Raw genomic sequence first — 19,143 nt, 5'->3', positions numbered from 1 at the left:
CAGACATGAGAAAAATACTTGGAAAGCCGACATGGCAGGTCTTCGGGGTTGTCGCCATGCTGGCGGCTGGCTCCGTGATGGCCGCCGACAATTCCGGCAAAGATCCTTCGCGCCGCCTGCAGCAACAACTGCGGGTCGCCGAGCAGGAAAAGGCCAAACTGGCCCAGCAGGTGGCGACGGCGGAAGCGCAGGCGAAGGAAAGTGAGGCTAAGCTCGCCGAGAGTCAGCGCGTTGCCGAAGCCGCAACCGTCAGGTCAGCCCGTTTGACCAAGGAGCTTGCGGTGTTGCGTGAGCAGACGAGCAGCGAAAAATCGGATTTGACGACCCGCCTGGCCGATACCGAACGCAAGCTAGCCGAGTCGAAACAGGCTTTTGCAGCTGAAAAGCTGCAGATGGAAGGGGCAGTGGCTCGTCTGCGGACGGGGTTGGCCGGTTGTTCCGAGCGCAATGCCCGGATGTACAGGCTGGGTAATGAACTACTCGACAAATACGAGGCCAAGAGTTGCCTGAGTTCGGTGCTGCAGGCCGAGCCGTTTACAGGATTGAAGCGGGCGCAAATCGAAAAGATGATCGAGGAAGATCGCGAAAAATTCGACAAGGATCTGCTGAATCCCTGAGTTTTCGGCGACCTGAAGCGATGCCGAATGCATCGGTTGACGCTTCGCCGTTGCAGGGATCCGCATCAACATGAATTCACTTCCTCGCCTTGGTCCGGTGCTGGCCCGGAGTATCCCCTTCGGCCTCTATATCGCCTTTCTCGCCGCCGGGCCCTGGTTTGCGCCGCATTTTCCCGATGCGCGTTGGATCTATGCCCTGCAGATTGGTGCCGTGGCGGCTGCACTCGGTCTGCTGCTGCCGCAGTTTGGTGAATTGCGCTGCAGCTTGCGCAACGCCCTGGATGACTGGCCGGCAGCACTGCTGGTTGGCGTTGCCATATTCATTTTGTGGATCAATCTTGATCAGGCATGGGCGAGCCTGGGCGACCCCACCGGCTATGATCCACGTGATGCTACCGGAGCCATCGACTGGCGGCTGGCGCTCTTGCGCGTGGTCGGTGCGGCACTGGTGGTGCCGCTCATGGAGGAACTGTTTTGGCGTTCCTGCATCATGCGCTGGATAGAGCGGGCGGATTTTCTGGGTCTGCCGCCTGGCAAGGTTGGGTGGCGCGGGCTGATCATCTCGTCGACTCTCTTCGGCAGCGAACATTCGCTCTGGCTGGCCGGCATTGTCGCCGGTCTGGTCTACGGATGGCTGTACATGCGGCGGGGCAATTTATGGACGGCGGTCATAGCCCATGGGGTGACTAATTTTCTGCTCGGGATCTGGGTGCTTTACACCGGCAACTGGCAGTTCTGGTAAGGGTGCCCTGGCCTGATCAAGGCGGTAGGGATTGGACTCCTTCTTCAGTTCGCGGTAGCGACTGGTCACCGCCGGAACGTAGCGCCGGGTTTCGGCAAAGGGGGGAATCTTTCGGCCGTGTGCTTCGACGGTGCCTTCGCCGGCATTGTAGGCGGCGAGCGCGAGGTTCAGGTCCTGATCGAAGCGGTTCAGGAGCTGACGCAAATAGGCGGCACCACCCTTGATGTTTTCACTCGGGGAGAGCGGGTTGATGACCCCGAAGCGCTTCGCGGTGGCGGGCATCAACTGCATCAGACCGATGGCCCCGGCCGGCGATACGGCATTGGCCTGATGGCCGGATTCGGTGGCCATGACGGCGTGCAGGAGTTCGGCATCGAGATGCTCGCGGGCCGCAGCTTCCCTGACTGATGTGTCATGGGGTAGCACGGTCGTCGCGGCCGTGGCGGGCAACTGCATCCGATAGACTTCCGGGGTGGCCAGTTTGAGGCGGTATGGCGCCGGGTCAGCATTAGCCCCGGCCCAGACCTGGCCGCTGGTGAGAGGCGCTGACAAGAGGCAGGCGGCAATTACTGCGCCAAACTCAGTCCGCATCGGTGGTGATTGAAGCGCGACTGGCGAGCAGGACAGACCCCCCGGCACCGGCCGCATCAGCCAGCAGGTCGGCCAACTCGGGCATTCTTCCTGGCTCGAAAAATTGCAGAGATTTGTCAATGGCGCCCAGTCCGATGGTCAACATCAATCCTAGCAGCGGGCGACGACATCCAAAGCCGAGGGCGACGAAACAACCGATGGTGAAATAAGCGATGAAATGGGCTGCCTTGTCCCAAGGCGGCACGAACAGGCCAATGGCAATAGGCGTCGAACCGAGGATCAGAATGCTCAGGGCAGATGCCGCGGCAGCCCAGCCAGCAAGCCTGGCCGCTCCCAATCTAGTAAGCATGTTTGTCACGGAAGACGACGAGAACGGTTTTGACAATGATCCACAAATCCATGCCGATCGACCAGGTGCGCAGGTATTCGAGATCGTAGTCGACGCGCTTCTGCATCTTGTCCACAGTATCCGTTTCGCCCCGGTAGCCATTGACCTGCGCCCAGCCTGTGATGCCTGGCTTGACCTTGTGGCGGATCATGTAGCCCTTGATTACCTTGCGATAAAGCTCATTGTGGGCAACCGCGTGGGGGCGCGGCCCGACGATGCTCATGCGGCCCTGCAGCACATTGACGAACTGTGGCAACTCGTCAAGTGAACTCCGGCGCAGAAAGCTGCCAAAGCGCGTAATGCGCTGGTCATTTCGGGTTGCCTGGGTGATCTGGGCACCATCTTCGCAAACTGTCATTGATCGGAACTTGTAAACCACGATTTCCTGCCCATCGACACCGTAACGCCGCTGCTTGAACAGGATCGGCCCTGGCGAGCCGAGCTTGACGCCTGCGGCAATCACCAGCAGCAGCGGTGAAATCATGATCAGGATCAGAATTGACAGGACAATGTCGCTGGAGCGCTTGATCAGCCCGCTGACCCCGGTAAACGGCGTTTCGCAGACAGCCACCACCGGCATGCCGCCAACGCTGTCCATCCGACCCTGAATCAGGTCGGTGAGAAAAATGTCGGGAGCGAAAAAGATCGATACCGTGGTGTCGCGCAATTGATCGAGCAGCGTCAGGATTCGCGGCTGCGAGGCCATCGGCAGGGTGATGTAGATGTGATCGATGCGATGTTCCTTGACGAAATCGGCCAGCTGGTTGATGGTCCCGAGCAGCCTTTCCTGGGCACCGGCGTTATCAAGGCGGTCGCGACCCCGGTCGTCAAAGAATCCGAGCAGCTGGGTGCCATGGAAAGGATTGTTTTGAAACTGGTTTGCCAGACGCAAACCGATTTCAGTCATGCCGACGACAATCGCCAAATGCCTGTTTTCATGCTGGCTGAGGATGCGGAAAGCAATCTGGCGCACCAGTTCATGGGCGATGACCAGAATGATCGGCGTGGCGACGAACCAGACCAACAGGGCTTCCTGGCCAAACAGACGGATGTAGCCACTCGATATGCCGAAAAACAGGAGCATCAGAACCAGCGTCAGCCAGCCGAAGACCACTTCGCGTACAACCCGTCGAAATCGTGTCTCTATCCGCGAGGTGCCGGGGAATGTCATCGAAAAGACGATAAGACCAAGCAGAACGTAAGGGGCGTCGATGCCGTAGTCGAAAACCGTCGCGCTGCCCAGCAGTACGGCCAGAATAACGGTCGGCTCAAGCAGCATCCCGATCAGCGACAAAATGCTCAGCTGTGAGTGAAATACGTTAGTTTGTCTGTTTAGGGTGGTGAACATGGGATACCTGCCAAAGAAGGGCTAGGGTATCTTCTGCTCATGTAAAGATTGTGACAGGCAGACGCCGGATCGGTAAAGGAATGGTCACATTGCCTCGCTAGACTTGGCCGCATGCATTCCAATCCCCCCCGCTGGCGTACGCTGCCTTTACTGCTTCTTCTGCTGGCCTCCGGGGTGAGTGCAGATGAGGCGGATGCCTTCAATATCTTTGGCGGCAGCACGGTCGTTTTCGACGACAATATCTTCCGGCTAGCACCTGGCACTAGTGCCAAGGCGGTTTTTGGCACTGATCAGCGCAGCGATGTCATTCGTACCAGCTTTGTCGGCGGAAGTTTTGACAAGTTGATCGGCCGGCAGCGTCTGAAGCTGGACATGACCTTGAACAGTGTGAATTTCTCCCGGTTCTCCCAGCTCAACAATACCGGGGGAAATATTAGCGGGGCCGTTAACTGGCAGCTAACCGATGACCTGACCGGTACGGTCGGCAAGAGTCGCAATCGCTCGATGCCGGGTTATCGCGATCAGCGCACGCTGGTCAAGAATATTCTCAGTGTCGACAACGAGTACTTGAACGCTGATCTGCGCCTGCAACCCTCGTGGCATCTGGAGGCGATGACCAGTCAGGTGGCGAGCAGTTACAGTGCCGAGGCAAACAAGATATCGAATAACACGGTTGATTCATACACTCTGGGTGTTCGCTACACGCCGGCCAGCGGCAACTACATCCGTCTCAAAAATACCTGGAGTACCGGGCAGTATCCGAACCAGCAGTTCGTGTCCGGCGCACTGGTCGATAACGGCTTCTCGCAGACCGACGCCGCCCTTGAAATGTTGTGGGTGCCAAGCGGGGCGAGCCGGCTGAACGGACTTCTGGCCCATACCGAGCGAACGCATCAGAACGTACCGCAGCGTAACTTCTCCGGATGGACGGGTAATGCCAGTTGGGCCTGGAGTCTGACCGGGAAATTGACGATGGTCAGCAGCTTCCGGCGCGAAATCGGGGCACAAAATGAACTTCTATCGAGTTATGCGCTGACAGATGCCTACAATCTTGCTTCAATCTGGACACCTTCAACGAAGACGTCTGTGCGCCTGAGTTACGAGCGGGCAACCCGCAATTTTCTGGGTGATCCGGTTGCCGTATTGAGTTTTCTCACCAAGCGGTCAGACAAGATTGAAACGTTTTCTCTGACCGCGAGCTACCAGCCTTTCCGCAACCTCAACCTCAGCCTGTCGGCCATCCAGGAGAAGCGGGAATCGAACTACGCCAATCTCAACTATGACGACAATATCCTGATGGGAAGCGCCCAATACACCTTCTGATCGGGGCCCGGCCAGAAACCGGTGGTCGTGCCGGGGGAAGGGGCTAGTCGCGGCGGCCGCGCAACGCGACAACGCCGAGCAGGCCGAGGGCAGAGAGCAGCATGCTGGCGGGTGAAGGTTCGGGGACCGGTGCCATGACACTGTCGATCCAGTTGGCGTAGGGGGCGATCAATTGCCCGCCGCCGCCATTGCCGAAGCTTGTCGTGGTGCCAAAACGAAAGGTATTGACCCCGGCGAGAAGCCAGTTCCCGCTGGCATCCCGAACAAAGGCAGGGCTACCCGAGTCGCCGCTGGCCAACGAGGTTTCCAGGCTGTTGCCGAGCGTTCTGCCACCGATGATGTTGGTGGCGGCTGAGGGGCCGTCAAAATCGAAATAATAGATGGCCTTGGCGATGCTGCCATCAACTCGTGCCGCAAAGAAGTCGGCATTGTTTTCGCCGACGCGTTTGACCGAGGGATTGGCAAAGGCTGAGGTGATGCCGGTGTCGCCATTACCGCTATCGCCGTATCCGACTAGGGTTAGGGTGGTGCCGGCCGCCAGGTCGCCGCGATACAGTGAGTAGCTGGGTGTGCCGGCTATTGCATCCTGAGCCAGCCTGATGATGGCCAGGTCGCCATCGGCCGGATGGGTGCTGCTGAAACTGGTATAGCCCGGATTTACGTAGACGGCGCTGGCTCCGATCTGCTGGGTCAGGTTGCCACCGACGTTCAGGTTAAACACGATATCGGATGCCGCGACACCGCTGGCGACATGGGCTGCCGTAAGCACATAGCCAGGTGCGATAAGGGTTCCTGAGTAAGTGCTGCTGCCGATTGAGAGGCTGCCGACGCCGGCAAAAGGGGAGGAAAAGGTGTTGGGGTCGACGCGGGCACCTGGCGAGTCAGGCGATGCCCCAGCCATCAGTGCGTGGGCCGGCAGGCTCGCGACGAGCAAAGGAAAGGCGGCGGCGACAAGCCATTGGTTGAGTCGGTGCTCGGTTTGCATGCTGAAACGGTGACCTTCGTATGGTGTGGTGCAATCCTCCCAGACGCATGTTTCCGTTTCACATGGTCAATGAGTTCCGGGTGTGGGCCTAATGGACTACACCGACATGACGGTGAAAAAAAAGGGCGGTCTTTCGACCGCCCGCAAAGGACTACCACTAATTGTCGTTGTGCTATCGGAAGCGTCTTCCGGTCAGCGATTGCGACCAGAGCCGCTGTTGCGTGCAGTCATCCCGCCAAGCAGGCAAAGACCGGCAAACATCATCAGGTAGGAGGAAGGTTCCGGCACCGGATTGATCGAGGCGAAACCGGATACCGAGGCGATGTCGTTGTTCGGCGAGAGCGTGAACCGGGTGACGAGTTGCATGAAGTTCCACTCGGTGGCCGGGTTGGTCGGTGTCGGGCCGCTCAGGGGCTGGGATTGCGCCAGATAGGAGCTGGTTCCCGTGGTACTGGTCGTGAAGGTGCCACCAACATCGACGCCGGCATTGACGAAGCTCAGGCCGCCGTCGCTGGACAGCATGAACTGCTGGATGTGGCCGGAAACCGGGGCAAAGGTCAGGTTGCCACTGGGATTGGTCAGCGAGGCCCCAATATCGGCGTAGACCGTGGTCGGGCCGTAGGTCGGCGGCGTGATCGACTCGCCAATGGTCAAGGTGTATGTCTGGGTGCTGTTGGTGTTGTTCTTGGCATAGAAACCGTAGGAAAGATCGGGGTCGCCATGGCCAATGATTTTGTCCAGGCTGACAACGGCAAGCGGGTCACCAGCAGCGCCAGCGGTCTGGAAGGTATGCCAGTTCCAGGAGCCACTGCCGTTGGCGTTTGCCGTCCATTGCCAAAAATCCTGATCGGTCGCCGTGTTGCGATAGATCTCGTTGGTCGATCCCTGACGCAGGGCGATATTGCCGCTGGCGTCGACGCTGATCAGGCCGGACATGTTTTCCCGCCATTCCATTGCGTTACCGTTTGCATCGGCCCCGTCAATGGTCAAATAGGCCAGCGGCGTTGATGCATGGGCCTGACCCACGCAAGAGAGAACCAGAAGAGCCGCTGGGGCAAGTCGCAAAAGCTGATTTCGATGATTCATTTCAATGTCCTGTAAATCTGTTTGGGGAAATGTTTGGCATCCAGACCCGTATCCGATCAACCTGCTTGCAGGCATGGTCAGATTGTGATTTTTCATTGTTGCAGCAATGCCAGTGTGTTACCCATTGCTAATGCACCGAACGGACTATTTCTGGCCAAGTGCATCCGGCAACGATCCGGGTGCGTGCATGGTTCGAAATAACCAGTACTGATCTATGGATGGCGTGATGTGGTGTAACAGTGGCCTGATAGTCTTGATGCCAGTGGGTGAGGCAAATTGACCTCGGTGGTGCAACCGAAATATGAGCAACCCATTTGTGCCGGGTAGTCATTACGGACTATTTTTGCCATGGCTTTGCCGCGAACAGGTTTAACAGTCATCCTGCATTATTCAGAGGCGGGATGATTTTCCATTGAATTTTTCAATCGTTTGTCATGGATTTCCGCCGGTCATGGCAGGGCGTTGGTTGCGCATCTGCTCACGATCAATGCATGCCCCGGATCAGCAGGAGTTTCCATGTTTTCAAAAACCGTTCGTTCGTCCCTTGCCAAGGCGCTTGGCCTTTTTGCCGTTGCCGTTACCCTGCATTCCGGCCAGGCCGCTGCCGATACCTATAATGTCGGCGCGCTGCCGCAGGCGCAGCCCTATACACAAGCCGTGACTCACTACGGCTCGTTCGCCGATACCTTCACTTTCCATCTGAACACCATCAGCGATATTGCCGGGTCTGCATCCATTCTTAATCTGGATCTCGGCGGTTCGCCGATTCTGCATATCGACAGCCTGTTCCTGTCGCTGTTTAACGCGGTTGCTCCCGATACCGCGATTGCCGGCGCTAGCGCGAACTTTTTCGCATCCGGCCTGGGGGCGGGTGACTACTTGGTGAAAGTTACCGGCAACGCCAATGGTCAGGCTGGTGGCAGCTATCTGGCGGGGTTCTATTCTGTCGTTGCGGCGGCAGTTCCCGAACCGGAGCAATGGTTCATGCTGCTGTCCGGCCTGGTCGCCGTAGGCGTGGGGTCACGCCGTAAGTACGTCTGAATCGGCAGCTAGGGAAGCGGGCGTTATTGGGTTTCTGCTCGCCTGGTAGGCAAAACGAAATCCGCTGACCCCAAATAATCTTTGGTGAAGCGATGCACCCCTGCTGCATCACGCGCTTCGTCAACGGGCCACCAGCGAAATTCTGCATGTTGTTCATCAATGCCTAGCAGATCGAACCCTCTCGGCACATCGAGACGGTGCCCAAGTACCACGTAATGGGTTGAAATCGCGTCGTTGCCGGCGAAGCAATCGGGGTAAAAGTGCTCGAAACTGCCCATCGGCCGCAGGTTGAACTCCCCTCGGCGAAGGGCATCGCCCAGGCCAAGCTCGCTATCGGCCACCCGGATCAGCGCATCGTTGATCTTCTCGTTCTTGAATATCCGTCCGCCGGGAACGAACCAGTAACCCTGGGCCGGACGATTCTTGCGCAAGCCGAGCAGAACCTCCTTCAAATCGCGAACAATAATCAGGTCGACCGCTACCAGCGGCGTCCGATCAATTACCGACAGAAAATCGGCCTTATCGAGCATGACCAAAAATCAGTTGTTTGATGGCACCAACTACAAACAGCGTATTCGTCACCAGATAGCGTCGCCAAAGCCGTCGCGGTTCTGAGGCCAGGCGATGCAGCCACTCCAGCCCGTTGTCGCGCATCCATGCCGGGGCGCGGGAAACTGTGCCAGCATGGAAGTCGAAGGCGGCCCCAACGCCGATCATCACGGCCTCGACCCGGCCCCGGTGATCGGCCATCCACTTTTCCTGCTTCGGGCAGCCGAGGCCGACAAACACAATCCCCACACCGCTAGCGTTGATACGGTCGACGGCTGCAGCATCCTCTTCGGCGTCAAGCGGGCGAAAGGGCGGTGATTCCATCCCTTCGATGCGCAGTGCGGGAAAATCCGTCGCCAGACGATCACGTAGTCTGGCCAGCGTTTCAGCCGTGCTGCCATAAAAATAGACGCCTATCCGTTCCGTGCTGCACCGCTCGAACAGTGACCACATTAGGTCTGGCCCGCTCACCCGTGGCTGGCCGGCAAAGCCCTGGCGGCGCAGCATCCAGGCGACAGGAGCACCGTCCGGCGTCGACATGTCGGCTTCGCTCACCGCCTTGAAAAAGGCCGCATCCTGTGTCGTGCTTACGACCGAATGGGCGTTGACGATGCATATGTAGCGCGACTCGCGCCCCGCCGCCCAACGCAGGATGCGTGTCGCAGCAGTCTCCCCGCACAGCGCATCAATCGGAGCGCCCAGCACCGGTGCGGTGACGCGTGAAAACAGGGCAGAATTCGTCATTTTTCTTCCTTCGAAACAGCATTTATCGCGTCGTTGTAGATGGCGATCAGTTGTCGGTAATTAGGTTCAGCGGAAAATTCGGCCTCATATCGGGCGCGCGCATTGCGCCCCATAGACGCCATCGCCTCCGGATTCGCCTGCGCCCACGTCAGTTTCTGGGCCAGATCATCGGCATTGCCCGCCTCAAAGAGCAGGCCGGTCACGCCGTCCTCGACCAGATCCGCCAGAGGCCCGAGCCGGGTCGCGATTACCGGCAAGGCACAGGCGAATGCTTCAACCAGAGTGCGCGGGAAGCTGTCATAGCAGATGCTCGGTAGCACCAATGCCAGCGAGCGCACCATCTCGCCTATTACGGCATCGCCCGAAAGGGCGCCCAGAGCCGTCAGGTTTCGCTGACCATCTAGCAAGTTGGCCTCCGGGCCTGTGCCAGCAACCCGCAAGTTGCCCGAATCCATTAGCGCCCAGGCGCGTACCATTGCATCGACTCCCTTTTCGAACGACAAGCGCCCGACAAAGAGAAATCCCTCGCGTTTACCCTGCGGCGGCGGTGAAAAATCGACAAAATTTGGTTTCACTGCAATGCGCTCTGCGGGCAGGCCGCCTTCAATGAACTTGCGCCGGCAGAAATCGTTCAGTGCAATATAACGGGTCACTTTGCTGCGATAGCTACCCAGGGCGCGATGAATTGCCGTCATGCCGACCAGTACTGCCGATTGAGACGTCGAGCCTCGATAGCAAGATCGCAGTACGCCTCGCCAGGGAAGATGGCCAAGGCAGTCTTCGCACATCCGACCATTACGCAAGTAGCTCGCTTGCGGGCAATGCAGACGAAAATTGTGTAGGGTCTGTATGACAGGCAGACCGGCAGACCGTACGGCCCAGTACGCCGCCGGTGAGATCAGAGGAAAGGTGTTGTGGAAGTGAACAACATCCGGTTTGAATCGACCAATCAACTCAGACAGCCCTTTGGCTGAATGGAGTGACCAGATGGTGTCTGCCGCTGCTTGAAGGCGCGGCACGGTTTTCAGTTCATCGTTATGGCGCTGAAACACCTCAACCTCGTGGCCGTGCCCGCGCAGCAAGGTTAGTTCGGCCTCTACCACGGAATCCTCTCCGCCGCGTAGCTGGTAGGCGTTGTGGACGAGCAGGACTTTGAGGGCGCTCATATTAAAGTTATTTCCGACTTTCGAGCACTCATCTGCGGGGCGATTCTACTTTCCTGCCCAAGGAAACCAGCCAATTTCTCGGCCACCCTGGCAGACTCAAAATGCGCTAGAAATCGTTCGCGTGCCGCCTGCTGGGCGGCCTTCATTGCCTGTGGCGAGTCCAGAAGGTCGATGATAAATCGTGCAGCTGTATCGGCATTGCCAAAGGGAATGAAGCGCCCCTCGCTACCTTCAATAAACACTTCTGGGATACCACCCACCGCCGGGGCAAAAACCGGCAAACCATACGCCATCGCTTCGATAAGAACGATACCGAAGCTCTCCATCAGCGCTACGTGCAAAAACGCACGATGTAGCGGCATCAGGCTGACTGCATTGCTGACATAACCGGCAAACGCCACTTGCTCCCCGATGCCAAGTTGCACAGCCAAGGCTTCCAGCATCGAGCGATCAGGGCCGTCACCTACTACCGTCAAACTAAGGCGGCGTCCAAGCCTTTTTGCCGCCGCCACGATCTCCAATGCGTAACGCTGATTCTTGCGCGGCTCCAATGTGCCTATGCAGATAAGATCAGCTTCGGGTTCTTTCGGATCAATATTGCGGTACGGATCAGCCAGAAAATTCGGCACGATACGGTAGGGAACGCTGGCAGTTGCCGGAATACGCACGGTGACCTCTCCGCGCATGAAGTCGGAGACGAATATCAAACCATCCACGCGCGGGAGAACATCAGCCTCGAATTTTTGAATGGAGCGATACAGCGGGCTTCCTTCGCGGATCATGCCTTTACCAGCCCATTCATCCGCCTGGGAAATATTGAAATGGGCCACCATTACCACACGCTGGTCCTGTGTTTTCCGGGTGCTCAGGGCAGCTGCCGCAGAGAGCGGGCACTGCGCGTAGACTGAGCAAGGCTTGCCATCCGCTAGCGCGGCACGCATGGCGCGTTTCAAAAAGAACTGGTGCCAGTGGCGATACCACCAGACACTGCCTGGCTTGCAAAACGGATCGATCAGGCGACGTAAGGCGAAGGTCGGAAATACCTGCCACCGATGACAGTTGTACGGCGTTACCAGTGAAGCCGGCAAAGCCTTCTTTTCGAGCCAGGACAAGAATGCCCGAAAATGCGACTGGACCCCGGTATCTCCTTCTGGTCGCAATATCGTGGCGATCAGGATTTTCTGAGGCACAACAGCACTCCCTGAGCAAAGTTTTCAACCATGACGTCCATGCCATAGCGAAGGGATGAAGCCTTCGCATTTATTTGCAGACGGGCAAGCTCCTGCGGGTTTACAAGGCAGGTGACGATCGCTTCGGCATACCGAATTGGTTTGGCCTCGGTCATCAGGCCATTGACGCCATTCTCCAGATAATCTATTTCAGGAGAGTGAATGGGAATGTCAGTTGTAAACAGCGGCAAGCCGGCTGCGAAGGCATCAAGCACGGCCAGTCCGACAAGTCCTGGGCAGAGAAATACGTCGGCGATGGCGAAGTGCGCGGCCTTGTCGGCACCGAACAGGGGGCCAGTGTAATGAATCCAGTCATGTCTTGCCGCTGCCTGGCTGGCAACTGCATCATCCGGCCCGGCACCGACAAGGATGAGGTGAAATCGCGGGGCCTGGGCGCGAATCAATATCGCCGCCTCGATCAAAAAGCCTAGCTTCTTCGACACATGCATGCTGCCGCAAAACAGCCCAACCGCTGCTTCCGGTGGTATGCCGAGGTGTTTTCTCAAGGCCAGACGCGGCTCATGATCGAAGGTTTCGATGGCCTTTCGAAAAGCTGTTACGTCTACGCTGTTCTGGACGACGGTTATACGCCCAGCCGGAAAGCCGCTGTCCACCACATAGCGGGCAACTTTGTGCGTGTATGCAAACCACCAGTCCGCACCGGCCAGCAGGTGGTTTTTGACCAGCTCAAGCCACTCCGCGCCATCGTGTTGCCAGTTGCGGCCGTGGCCCCAGTAAGCCATCCGACCAATGCCGAAAATCCGCAGGAATGTCAGCAAATAGTTGAGGATATGCTTCGATGCCTGCTCGACAATGACGAGGTCGGCAGCCATGGCGCGGATAAGGCAGGGTTGATGGAGAATCCGATAATCCGGTCCCCAGTAAGCCGGTACTTTGTGGCCGTAGCTGTCTGGTAAATCGACCGCGTCCTGGCGCAAGGCTTCCCGTTTGTTGGGCGCACTGTAAACCACGGTCAGCACGACCCCATTTTTCAGCAGGTGGGCATGTAGCAAATCAAAAAACGGGCGTCGGTATTGCTTGGCAACAGCCTGAATGATGCACACAGTGCGTTTGGGTTGGGCCTGCCGGATGGCATTGGACAGGCCCAACGCGGCATGCTCGAAGGTATATTCGGCAACGCGAGCCAGACTACTTTGCGAGAAACGCTGGTATTTCGCCTCGTTGGTCAGCAGATCGATAGCAGCTTCTGTCCAGGCAGAAAGGTCTAGTTCCAAGACATGGCCGTTGCTGCCATCGACGACAAGTTCGCCGGCCACTCCGGCATGAGGTGTCACGATAATCGGTAGGCCGGTTGCGCAGGCCTCATTGGCCACAACGCCCCAGACATCAGCTTCAGTAGGGAAGAGAAAAATGCGTGCATTGGCGTAGTGATGCGGCAATTCGGCCTGGGTGAGATACCCATGAAAGCGTGTATCGACCAGATCGGATATCTGCGCTGCGTAGTCGCGCATTGCGGGTTCCAGAGCGCCACTGCCAACAAAGTCGATAGAGGTTTTCCGGCCAAGGCGAATAGCGACTTCTTGCGCCACTGCCAGGGCAAACAGGGGGCGCTTGGCTTCGATGAAGCGCCCACAAAAAATGAAATCGACAGGGGCCTGGGTGGTGGGCACAGAGAAATGCGCGTTGTCTGTGCAGAGTTGGGAGAGGTGAATTCGATTTTCCGGTACGCGATACTGTCTGTACAAATTGCGAGAACCTTCGCAGGCACCAATAAACGAAGCGCTAAGCGAAAATACGATTCGTCGAGTAATCCGGTGTAACCAAGATAGCGATTTCTCTGACTGCGCAGTGCCGTCGGTCATGGCGATATGCGGTACCCGGTGAAAAACAGCCCAGGCAAAAGCAAAAAGATAGGTGGGTATGAAGCCGGTTGTAATAACCACATCCGGTTGCAAGCGATTGAGTAATTTCCATATACCGAAGTCGCTGTGCATGAAGCGACGGTCCATGGCCCGGTAGCGGCCCGTCAAGAAATGCGTGGAAAATCCATGCGCTGCGGCATCTAGCGAGGTGTCAATGTGCGGCTGTGTGCAGTAGATAACTTCTAGCCGTATATTCATGGATTCAGAAACCTTGCGCCATCCTGGTACGCGATAGGGGGCGGGCGCATTCGTCACAATGGCAGCAGTGATTTTCGGATTCAACGTTGATTACTCTGTTCTGATTTCATTGTGAATATGCTTTGCCCTTGTCCATGCTAGGAAACCGCCTGAACGGCTTGCTGTGAAACTTTGGAAACAAGGGAAATTCAATTTTGAATTTTGTCGTGCCAAGATGAAAAGCACGTGAATTCAGCCATCGCTATCAAAATTATTGACGCGTAATTTCTTGACTAATAATTTTCTTCAACGATAACTGGGCGGCCATCGAGTGCGATTTTTTGGCCCGCGGGCAGGACTTCCGGTCTACGCCCCCAGCGAATGCCCTTGTCCTTGAATGTGACTAAAACGGGTTCGACGTTATTTCCGGAAAGCCACAGCACCTTGAAGCGTTTTTGCCTCGTTGCTACGTGGCATTGCCATAAAAGTCCATTGACTTCACAGCTTGCAGATTCGACGCCGTCCAATAGATGTATGGCAGCAGAAGCGGCGGCACTACCGAAGTCGATATTCGTGCCTGTATCGAAGAACCCCATGCCTTTGTTATCCCATGCATACCAGTAAATTCGGGATACGCCTTCCGAACGGTTCAGCAGGTAGGTTCGCAGGGTCACGGCATATACCAACTCTTCCAAAGACAGCTTGGGCCATTTTGGACGTTGCTCCAAAAACGGCCAACCGGTCTCGCTATTCCAGATTGGCAAATGGCTGAGTTTGTGTTTTGCCAGCACTTGTTTCATTGCCCTGATGGTTGGAACAATGCGTTCCGGTTCTTCTCCAAAGTAAAAGTGCTGGCTGACGACATCGAAATATCGTCCTCCTCCTGCGGCAAGAAAACGATCGAGTTTTTCAGCCCAGTTGCCAGATGAGTGGAATGATGGTGATAACACGCATGCCTGTGGATCAACCTGCTTTATTTCCTCATAGGCCACGCGGGTGAGATTGACCATGGCTTCAACAGAACCTGAAAAAAACTGACTTGGGTCGCCCCCTGTTCCAGGTAACCTGAAAATAGGGTCACTCGGAAAGCTCACTTCATTCCAGGGTTCGTAACATTCGATACGGCCACGAAATGTCGTAGCCACGGTCCTGACATACCGTCGCCAGTCCTCAATATTTGCTGGTTCGGCGGCGCAGCCAAGGCCATAGGCGCACCTCTCGTTTGGTCGCGCCGAGGCCCAGCGTGGCGTACTGCCGAGGGTCCAGAGAATTTTCAGATGGGCTTTTTCGCTGGCGGCCAGGTAGGCGTCTATGCGCTCGAAATTCCACTGTTCCCGCTGCGGTTTGATGCTAGACCAGTCGGTGCCGGTGTCCCATAGCCGAATGGCTGCATACCCGGCTCTCGCTGCAGCCTCAATGTGGTTCGGATTGTGGGCGTGGAACCCGAGCGTCAGCGAATCTTCTGCAGTAGCAACATTGACAACAGCGGTCGCCAGAAAAACCGATAACAGGCACCAAGGTGTTTTCATGTTGGCGAGACGAACGGCTTATTCTGGTCAGTACCGGTTGTCAGACTGCGCAAGGCCAGGAGCACCATAACCAATGGCCAGGTTTTGGTGGCAAAAGACGACACCACGGCGGTCATGCCCTGGAGCATGAACATAAATAGCGCGATGGCACTGGTGCCACGGGCCCACCCGGGCATATCAGGAACGTCCGACATGCGGAAGGTTCTTGACCAGAGAAGAATGTACAGACCTGAACCCAAAATGCCCTGAGTAAAGATCATGTGGAGATATTCGTTATGGGCATTATGGACTGCTTGCCCGATTGACGTGTTTTCCATGGAAACGATCAAATCGGCATAGGCGCCTTTTCCGAACAGCCACTCGACAGGTGAATAGTTAGCCAATGCTTCGAAAAGGTGTCCCCATGTTACGTTTCGCCCCTGCGTGAAGCCAGCCTCGCTGCTTGTGTCAAAGCCGAGAAATTTTGTCGGGTCATACAGCAACACGATGACTACGCCTAGCAAAGCAAATAGTAGGCTATAGCGAACCATGGAGCGGAAACTCACACCGCCCTTGGCGGCGATGAAGATGGCCACGCATGCAAACGTCAGATAGTTAAGGCGGGAATTTGCCAGCACGACTTCTGCGGCGGCAAGCAGCATCAACATTGCCAGTATCGGGGTCATCGAGTTTCGAGCATAGAAAGCGTATATCAATACTGAAAAACTCAGCGCATAGGCCAGATCGGTCTTGAAGAAGTAATAACCCTTGAAGGTTTTTACCGCTCCCCATGTGACCCAGCCGTAATCGAAAGGCAGAAACCCGGCATTGACGACGATGGTCAGTACCGCACCAGCCGCCAGCGCGTAGATCAGCCAGCGGTCGGTCGCGTAGATCACCAGCGCGAAGAAGACGAAGGGACTGATGATCTTGAAAATTTCCGCCAGGGTACCCCCGTAGATGATTGCCAACCCAAACAAGAAGGCGAAGTAGAAGGCGATCAACCAGATATAGGCAAACAGTGATTTGTTGCGAGTGTCTACCGGGGCGCCGCTGAATGTCTGGCCGATTTTTGCAAATATTGATGCGAAAATTAGAAGCAGGATGTAGCCGTATTTCACTGCCTCGACTTCATAGAAGGCGTCGGTCAATGGTTTGATCATGATTAGGAAGAGCAGCGGCAGCGACGAAAACGGTGGCAGGTTGCGCTTGCTGACTGTGGCCGGGCGGGGCGGCAAGATGGGAAGCCCGAACTGCACCGGGTTTCCGTTGCTTGCGGCAGTTTGATTTTTCAATGCTTGCCCCTTTCTAGCCAAGCAATGGTCGAACCAAGGCGACCGGCTGAGAGTTTTTCCCGGAGCATGTCCGACAGTGGTGCTCCAAGACACCAATTGAATCGCGAGGCGAGGAGCACCAATATGGCTAAGCAGCCAGCAAGCGGCGGCAGTATGCCCATGCCGATTACTTCTGCCTGCGGTATGTCATGGGTCAGTACGGTGACCAGGATTCCAGTCAGGGCCAGTACAAACGGACCGCGAAATGCAGTCAGCAAGTCAGCAAGACGAAGTTCGAGACGCTTGTGTATTGCTGCGACCAGCAGCAGGAAACGCACCAGATAAGCTAGGGGAACTGCCCAGACGGCGACCACCAACGATTCGTCGCGCAAGATCAGGTAACTGCCCAAAAGGACAATGGCTGAAGTCACCATAATGACCAGTTCGGTTCCCGCAGCGCCTGTGCCGCGCAATATCGCGGCGGTGATTGAGCCCATCGACAGTAAGGGGATGGAAAGCGCCAGTGCTGTCATGTAGGGAGCAGCCTTTATCCACTTTGCACCGTAGACAATATATAGGACGGTCTCGGATTCGAAGGCGACGAGAACAAATACAGGCAAGGTGGCAAGAGCGATGGCGGCCATCACCACCAGAAACCCCTTGCGGACGGCTACCGGATTGCCATGCAGTCGTGCGGCGCTTGCGAAAGCGATACTTTGGGCCGTGCTGATTAGCAGCCCAGAGGGGGCTTTGGAGAGGTTGAAGGCGACCGAGTAAAGGCCCAGCGAGAAAACGCCCCATAATTTACCTACCAAAAAGCGATCTAGGTTATCCATCGACCAGCTAGTAATCTCGTTAGCCAATGATTTCATTCCAAACAGCATCAATTTCAGATCACCGCGGAGACGCGGTCGAAGGGTATGTCTGGCCAACGAATAGGTCGCTACCAGCGAAAAGAGAGTTTGTGCTCCGAAGCCGGCAACCAGACTCCATACGCCATAACCGGTTATCGCTAGCGTGGTAGCGACACCGCCAAAAAAAATGTGTACGAAATCACCTGAATAATCTGCAGGCCGCGCATGTGCAGATCGCGACGCAGTAGGCTGGAAGAAAGATTCAAAATGATCTGAAACGGGATGAGAATGGCGCAGACGATGAACAGAGGTTCAAGGGAAGCATCGCCAAACTGATGCGCAAGTACAGGGGCCAAAGCGATCATCAGAAAGGCCACGATGCCTGCGAACACAAGTGACCAGCCCAATGCCAAGCTAACATCGGTGGAGTCCAGCTTTTCTTTTTGTACGAGCGCGGAGCCGAAACCGGCATCGGCGAGGATATATCCAAGACCGACGACTGTCAGTACTGCTGCATATTGGCCGAAGGCGACCGGATCGAGAATGCGGGCCAGTGTGATCTGAACGACGAGTTGGCCGGCAATCTTTCCAATCGCTCCGCCAGTTCCCCACAGGAGTGCTATGGCACTGCGGGACGAGACACTATCTGACGACACGGGCAAGCCCTTCCATCTGGTTCGACTCGGGGAAAACAAAAAAGCCATTCATGGGTGCTTGCCATAACCGACGAGCGGAACATTGCGAAGTGCGGCGACCCGGCCCAGGCCATTTATGCCCTTGCCCCAGGTGCGTATCGTTTTACCCAGGCCAAAAGGGAGCAACAGGACGCCCAGCAGGATAAGACTGGGCCCTCCGATCAATCCTGCAATGGCTTTGTAGAGTGCCCACCATTGGGAACGTACGGCATATTCATCTCGCCAGTAGCGCGTTGATGTCCGAAAGCAGCGTTCGAGAATGAACCGCAGGTCTTGTCGGTGCAGGGGAACGGCTTCGTTGACCTCTGCGGTGTCGCACCAGACGAAGCGGCCGCCTTCGCTAGCGCACCATTTGAAGAAATCGTGATCCTCGCCGCCCGAAAGGGCAAGGCGCTCGTCGAAAGGGTGGGGTTGCCTGGCATTTAACCGGTCTGCCCTGACGAGGGCATTTCCCGTACGACAGGTATCACAACCGATCATAGTTCCCGTTGCAAATCTCGGGCGCTCAAAGAATCTGCTCTTGATCGCCCAGGCATGGGAGTCTGCAGGATACTGTGGGATCACCGGACCGAGTACGGCATCGGCCCCACTTGCTTTGATGCAAGCCATCAAGTCGGTTAACCAGTTGTCGACCGCCCATTCATCGTCATCAATGAAGGCGAGAAACTGACCGGTGGCTAGCGAAACGGTTCTGTTACGTGCGTAGGATATTCCTTGGTTCGTTTCGATTTCGTAGCGAATGGCTAGTTCTGGAAATCGCTGTGCAACCTGTTCAACGATTTGGCGAGCGGAGCCGCTTGCATCGTTATCGACTACAATAATTTCAAACCTTGATAGCGAGAGGTTTTGTTGGGCGAGACTTTCAAGCAGTTGCTGGAGCAGCGAAGGCCGCTTGTAGGTGCAGACACAGACGCTGATTTCCGGCGGGGTTCGATTCGTCATG

19 protein-coding genes are annotated in these 19,143 nt (G+C 56.4%); 4 read left to right on the top strand and 15 right to left on the bottom strand.

Features of this window, described 5'->3' with window-relative positions:
* Window positions 1-5 precede the first annotated feature (5 nt).
* Together HYN24_RS08905 and HYN24_RS08900 are read left to right on the top strand one after the other, a co-directional pair.
* Window positions 6-617, top strand: a complete 612-nt coding sequence (locus HYN24_RS08905) for a hypothetical protein (RefSeq protein ID WP_117608919.1) — start codon at window positions 6-8, stop codon at window positions 615-617.
* A 70-nt stretch (window positions 618-687) separates the two neighbouring features.
* The gene (locus tag HYN24_RS08900; protein WP_117608918.1) at window positions 688-1,359 is read left to right on the top strand and encodes a CAAX prenyl protease-related protein; all 672 of its coding nucleotides are present in this window, start codon (window positions 688-690) and stop codon (window positions 1,357-1,359) included.
* Here the strand turns inward: HYN24_RS08900 and HYN24_RS08895 are convergent.
* The 3 genes from HYN24_RS08895 to HYN24_RS08885 are packed head-to-tail and all read right to left on the bottom strand — an operon-like array spanning window position 1,273 to window position 3,686.
* On the bottom strand, window positions 1,273-1,911 hold the full coding sequence (locus HYN24_RS08895; protein WP_240327644.1) for a lytic transglycosylase domain-containing protein: 639 nt from the start codon (window positions 1,909-1,911) through the stop codon (window positions 1,273-1,275). The genes HYN24_RS08900 and HYN24_RS08895 overlap by 87 nt on opposite strands.
* A 28-nt stretch (window positions 1,912-1,939) precedes the next feature.
* Window positions 1,940-2,299 (bottom strand): VanZ family protein, encoded by a 360-nt coding sequence (locus HYN24_RS08890; RefSeq protein WP_162888673.1) that lies wholly within the window; start codon window positions 2,297-2,299, stop codon window positions 1,940-1,942.
* Window positions 2,289-3,686, bottom strand: coding sequence for an undecaprenyl-phosphate glucose phosphotransferase (locus HYN24_RS08885; RefSeq protein WP_117608915.1), 1,398 nt, complete (start codon window positions 3,684-3,686; stop codon window positions 2,289-2,291). Before HYN24_RS08885 ends, HYN24_RS08890 begins: the two co-directional genes overlap by 11 nt.
* Before the next feature lie 111 nt (window positions 3,687-3,797).
* On the opposite strand from HYN24_RS08885, the gene epsL reads away from it, so the two are divergent.
* Complete coding sequence (gene epsL / locus HYN24_RS08880; RefSeq protein WP_117608914.1) at window positions 3,798-5,009, top strand: XrtB/PEP-CTERM-associated polysaccharide biosynthesis outer membrane protein EpsL; 1,212 nt, start codon at window positions 3,798-3,800, stop codon at window positions 5,007-5,009.
* Window positions 5,010-5,052: 43 nt separating this feature from the next.
* On the opposite strand, the gene HYN24_RS08875 is transcribed toward epsL, so the two are convergent.
* Both HYN24_RS08875 and HYN24_RS16015 read right to left on the bottom strand, forming a co-directional pair.
* Window positions 5,053-5,994 carry a trypsin-like serine protease gene (locus HYN24_RS08875; protein WP_117608913.1) on the bottom strand — a complete coding sequence of 314 codons (942 nt, stop codon included), beginning with the start codon at window positions 5,992-5,994 and terminating at the stop codon, window positions 5,053-5,055.
* Window positions 5,995-6,186: 192 nt separating this feature from the next.
* Window positions 6,187-7,080 carry a PEP-CTERM sorting domain-containing protein gene (locus tag HYN24_RS16015; RefSeq protein WP_205421357.1) on the bottom strand — a complete coding sequence of 298 codons (894 nt, stop codon included), beginning with the start codon at window positions 7,078-7,080 and terminating at the stop codon, window positions 6,187-6,189.
* Between the two features lie 516 nt (window positions 7,081-7,596).
* Between HYN24_RS16015 and HYN24_RS08865 the strand changes: the two genes are divergently transcribed.
* Window positions 7,597-8,121, top strand: coding sequence for an FxDxF family PEP-CTERM protein (locus HYN24_RS08865; RefSeq protein WP_117608912.1), 525 nt, complete (start codon window positions 7,597-7,599; stop codon window positions 8,119-8,121).
* A 23-nt stretch (window positions 8,122-8,144) separates the two neighbouring features.
* Here HYN24_RS08865 and HYN24_RS08860 read toward each other — a convergent pair whose 3' ends face one another.
* The 10 genes from HYN24_RS08860 to HYN24_RS08815 all read right to left on the bottom strand — a co-directional run bounded on the left by HYN24_RS08860 (window position 8,145) and on the right by HYN24_RS08815 (window position 19,142).
* Window positions 8,145-8,651: a GDP-mannose mannosyl hydrolase gene (locus tag HYN24_RS08860; RefSeq protein ID WP_117608911.1), complete on the bottom strand. Its 507-nt coding sequence runs from the start codon at window positions 8,649-8,651 to the stop codon at window positions 8,145-8,147.
* On the bottom strand, window positions 8,641-9,414 hold the full coding sequence (locus tag HYN24_RS08855; RefSeq protein ID WP_117608910.1) for a WecB/TagA/CpsF family glycosyltransferase: 774 nt from the start codon (window positions 9,412-9,414) through the stop codon (window positions 8,641-8,643). Before HYN24_RS08855 ends, HYN24_RS08860 begins: the two co-directional genes overlap by 11 nt.
* Window positions 9,411-10,580, bottom strand: a complete 1,170-nt coding sequence (locus tag HYN24_RS08850) for a glycosyltransferase family 4 protein (protein ID WP_117608909.1) — start codon at window positions 10,578-10,580, stop codon at window positions 9,411-9,413. The genes HYN24_RS08855 and HYN24_RS08850 overlap by 4 nt, the downstream gene beginning before the upstream one ends.
* Window positions 10,577-11,770 carry a glycosyltransferase family 4 protein gene (locus HYN24_RS08845; protein ID WP_117608908.1) on the bottom strand — a complete coding sequence of 398 codons (1,194 nt, stop codon included), beginning with the start codon at window positions 11,768-11,770 and terminating at the stop codon, window positions 10,577-10,579. The genes HYN24_RS08850 and HYN24_RS08845 overlap by 4 nt, the downstream gene beginning before the upstream one ends.
* Window positions 11,752-13,974 carry a glycosyltransferase family 4 protein gene (locus HYN24_RS08840; protein WP_162888672.1) on the bottom strand — a complete coding sequence of 741 codons (2,223 nt, stop codon included), beginning with the start codon at window positions 13,972-13,974 and terminating at the stop codon, window positions 11,752-11,754. Before HYN24_RS08840 ends, HYN24_RS08845 begins: the two co-directional genes overlap by 19 nt.
* A gap of 188 nt (window positions 13,975-14,162) precedes the next feature.
* Window positions 14,163-15,398: a hypothetical protein gene (locus HYN24_RS08835; RefSeq protein WP_117608906.1), complete on the bottom strand. Its 1,236-nt coding sequence runs from the start codon at window positions 15,396-15,398 to the stop codon at window positions 14,163-14,165.
* Window positions 15,395-16,672: an O-antigen ligase family protein gene (locus tag HYN24_RS08830; protein WP_162888671.1), complete on the bottom strand. Its 1,278-nt coding sequence runs from the start codon at window positions 16,670-16,672 to the stop codon at window positions 15,395-15,397. Before HYN24_RS08830 ends, HYN24_RS08835 begins: the two co-directional genes overlap by 4 nt.
* Entirely contained in the window at window positions 16,669-17,637 is a 969-nt protein-coding gene (locus HYN24_RS08825) for an oligosaccharide flippase family protein (RefSeq protein WP_256372109.1), read from the bottom strand. The genes HYN24_RS08830 and HYN24_RS08825 overlap by 4 nt, the downstream gene beginning before the upstream one ends.
* A 26-nt stretch (window positions 17,638-17,663) precedes the next feature.
* Window positions 17,664-18,161, bottom strand: coding sequence for an oligosaccharide flippase family protein (locus HYN24_RS16265; RefSeq protein WP_205421356.1), 498 nt, complete (start codon window positions 18,159-18,161; stop codon window positions 17,664-17,666).
* Window positions 18,162-18,209: 48 nt separating this feature from the next.
* Window positions 18,210-19,142, bottom strand: a complete 933-nt coding sequence (locus HYN24_RS08815; RefSeq protein ID WP_117608902.1) for a glycosyltransferase family 2 protein — start codon at window positions 19,140-19,142, stop codon at window positions 18,210-18,212.
* Between the last annotated feature and the right edge of the window lies 1 nt (window position 19,143).

Source organism: Dechloromonas sp. HYN0024, from assembly GCF_003441615.1.
GTDB lineage: Bacteria > Pseudomonadota > Gammaproteobacteria > Burkholderiales > Rhodocyclaceae > Azonexus.
This window is presented reverse-complemented; position numbering and strand designations above follow the sequence as displayed.

Coding starts and splice junctions, on each gene's coding strand:
- HYN24_RS08905 (WP_117608919.1), top strand. CDS start 6: ATGAGAAAAATACTTGGAAAGCCGACATGGCAGGTCTTCGGGGTTGTC.
- HYN24_RS08900 (WP_117608918.1), top strand. CDS start 688: ATGAATTCACTTCCTCGCCTTGGTCCGGTGCTGGCCCGGAGTATCCCC.
- HYN24_RS08890 (WP_162888673.1), bottom strand. CDS start 2,299: ATGCTTACTAGATTGGGAGCGGCCAGGCTTGCTGGCTGGGCTGCCGCG.
- HYN24_RS08885 (WP_117608915.1), bottom strand. CDS start 3,686: ATGTTCACCACCCTAAACAGACAAACTAACGTATTTCACTCACAGCTG.
- epsL (WP_117608914.1), top strand. CDS start 3,798: ATGCATTCCAATCCCCCCCGCTGGCGTACGCTGCCTTTACTGCTTCTT.
- HYN24_RS08875 (WP_117608913.1), bottom strand. CDS start 5,994: ATGCAAACCGAGCACCGACTCAACCAATGGCTTGTCGCCGCCGCCTTT.
- HYN24_RS16015 (WP_205421357.1), bottom strand. CDS start 7,080: ATGAATCATCGAAATCAGCTTTTGCGACTTGCCCCAGCGGCTCTTCTG.
- HYN24_RS08865 (WP_117608912.1), top strand. CDS start 7,597: ATGTTTTCAAAAACCGTTCGTTCGTCCCTTGCCAAGGCGCTTGGCCTT.
- HYN24_RS08860 (WP_117608911.1), bottom strand. CDS start 8,651: ATGCTCGATAAGGCCGATTTTCTGTCGGTAATTGATCGGACGCCGCTG.
- HYN24_RS08855 (WP_117608910.1), bottom strand. CDS start 9,414: ATGACGAATTCTGCCCTGTTTTCACGCGTCACCGCACCGGTGCTGGGC.
- HYN24_RS08850 (WP_117608909.1), bottom strand. CDS start 10,580: ATGAGCGCCCTCAAAGTCCTGCTCGTCCACAACGCCTACCAGCTACGC.
- HYN24_RS08835 (WP_117608906.1), bottom strand. CDS start 15,398: ATGAAAACACCTTGGTGCCTGTTATCGGTTTTTCTGGCGACCGCTGTT.
- HYN24_RS08815 (WP_117608902.1), bottom strand. CDS start 19,142: ATGACGAATCGAACCCCGCCGGAAATCAGCGTCTGTGTCTGCACCTAC.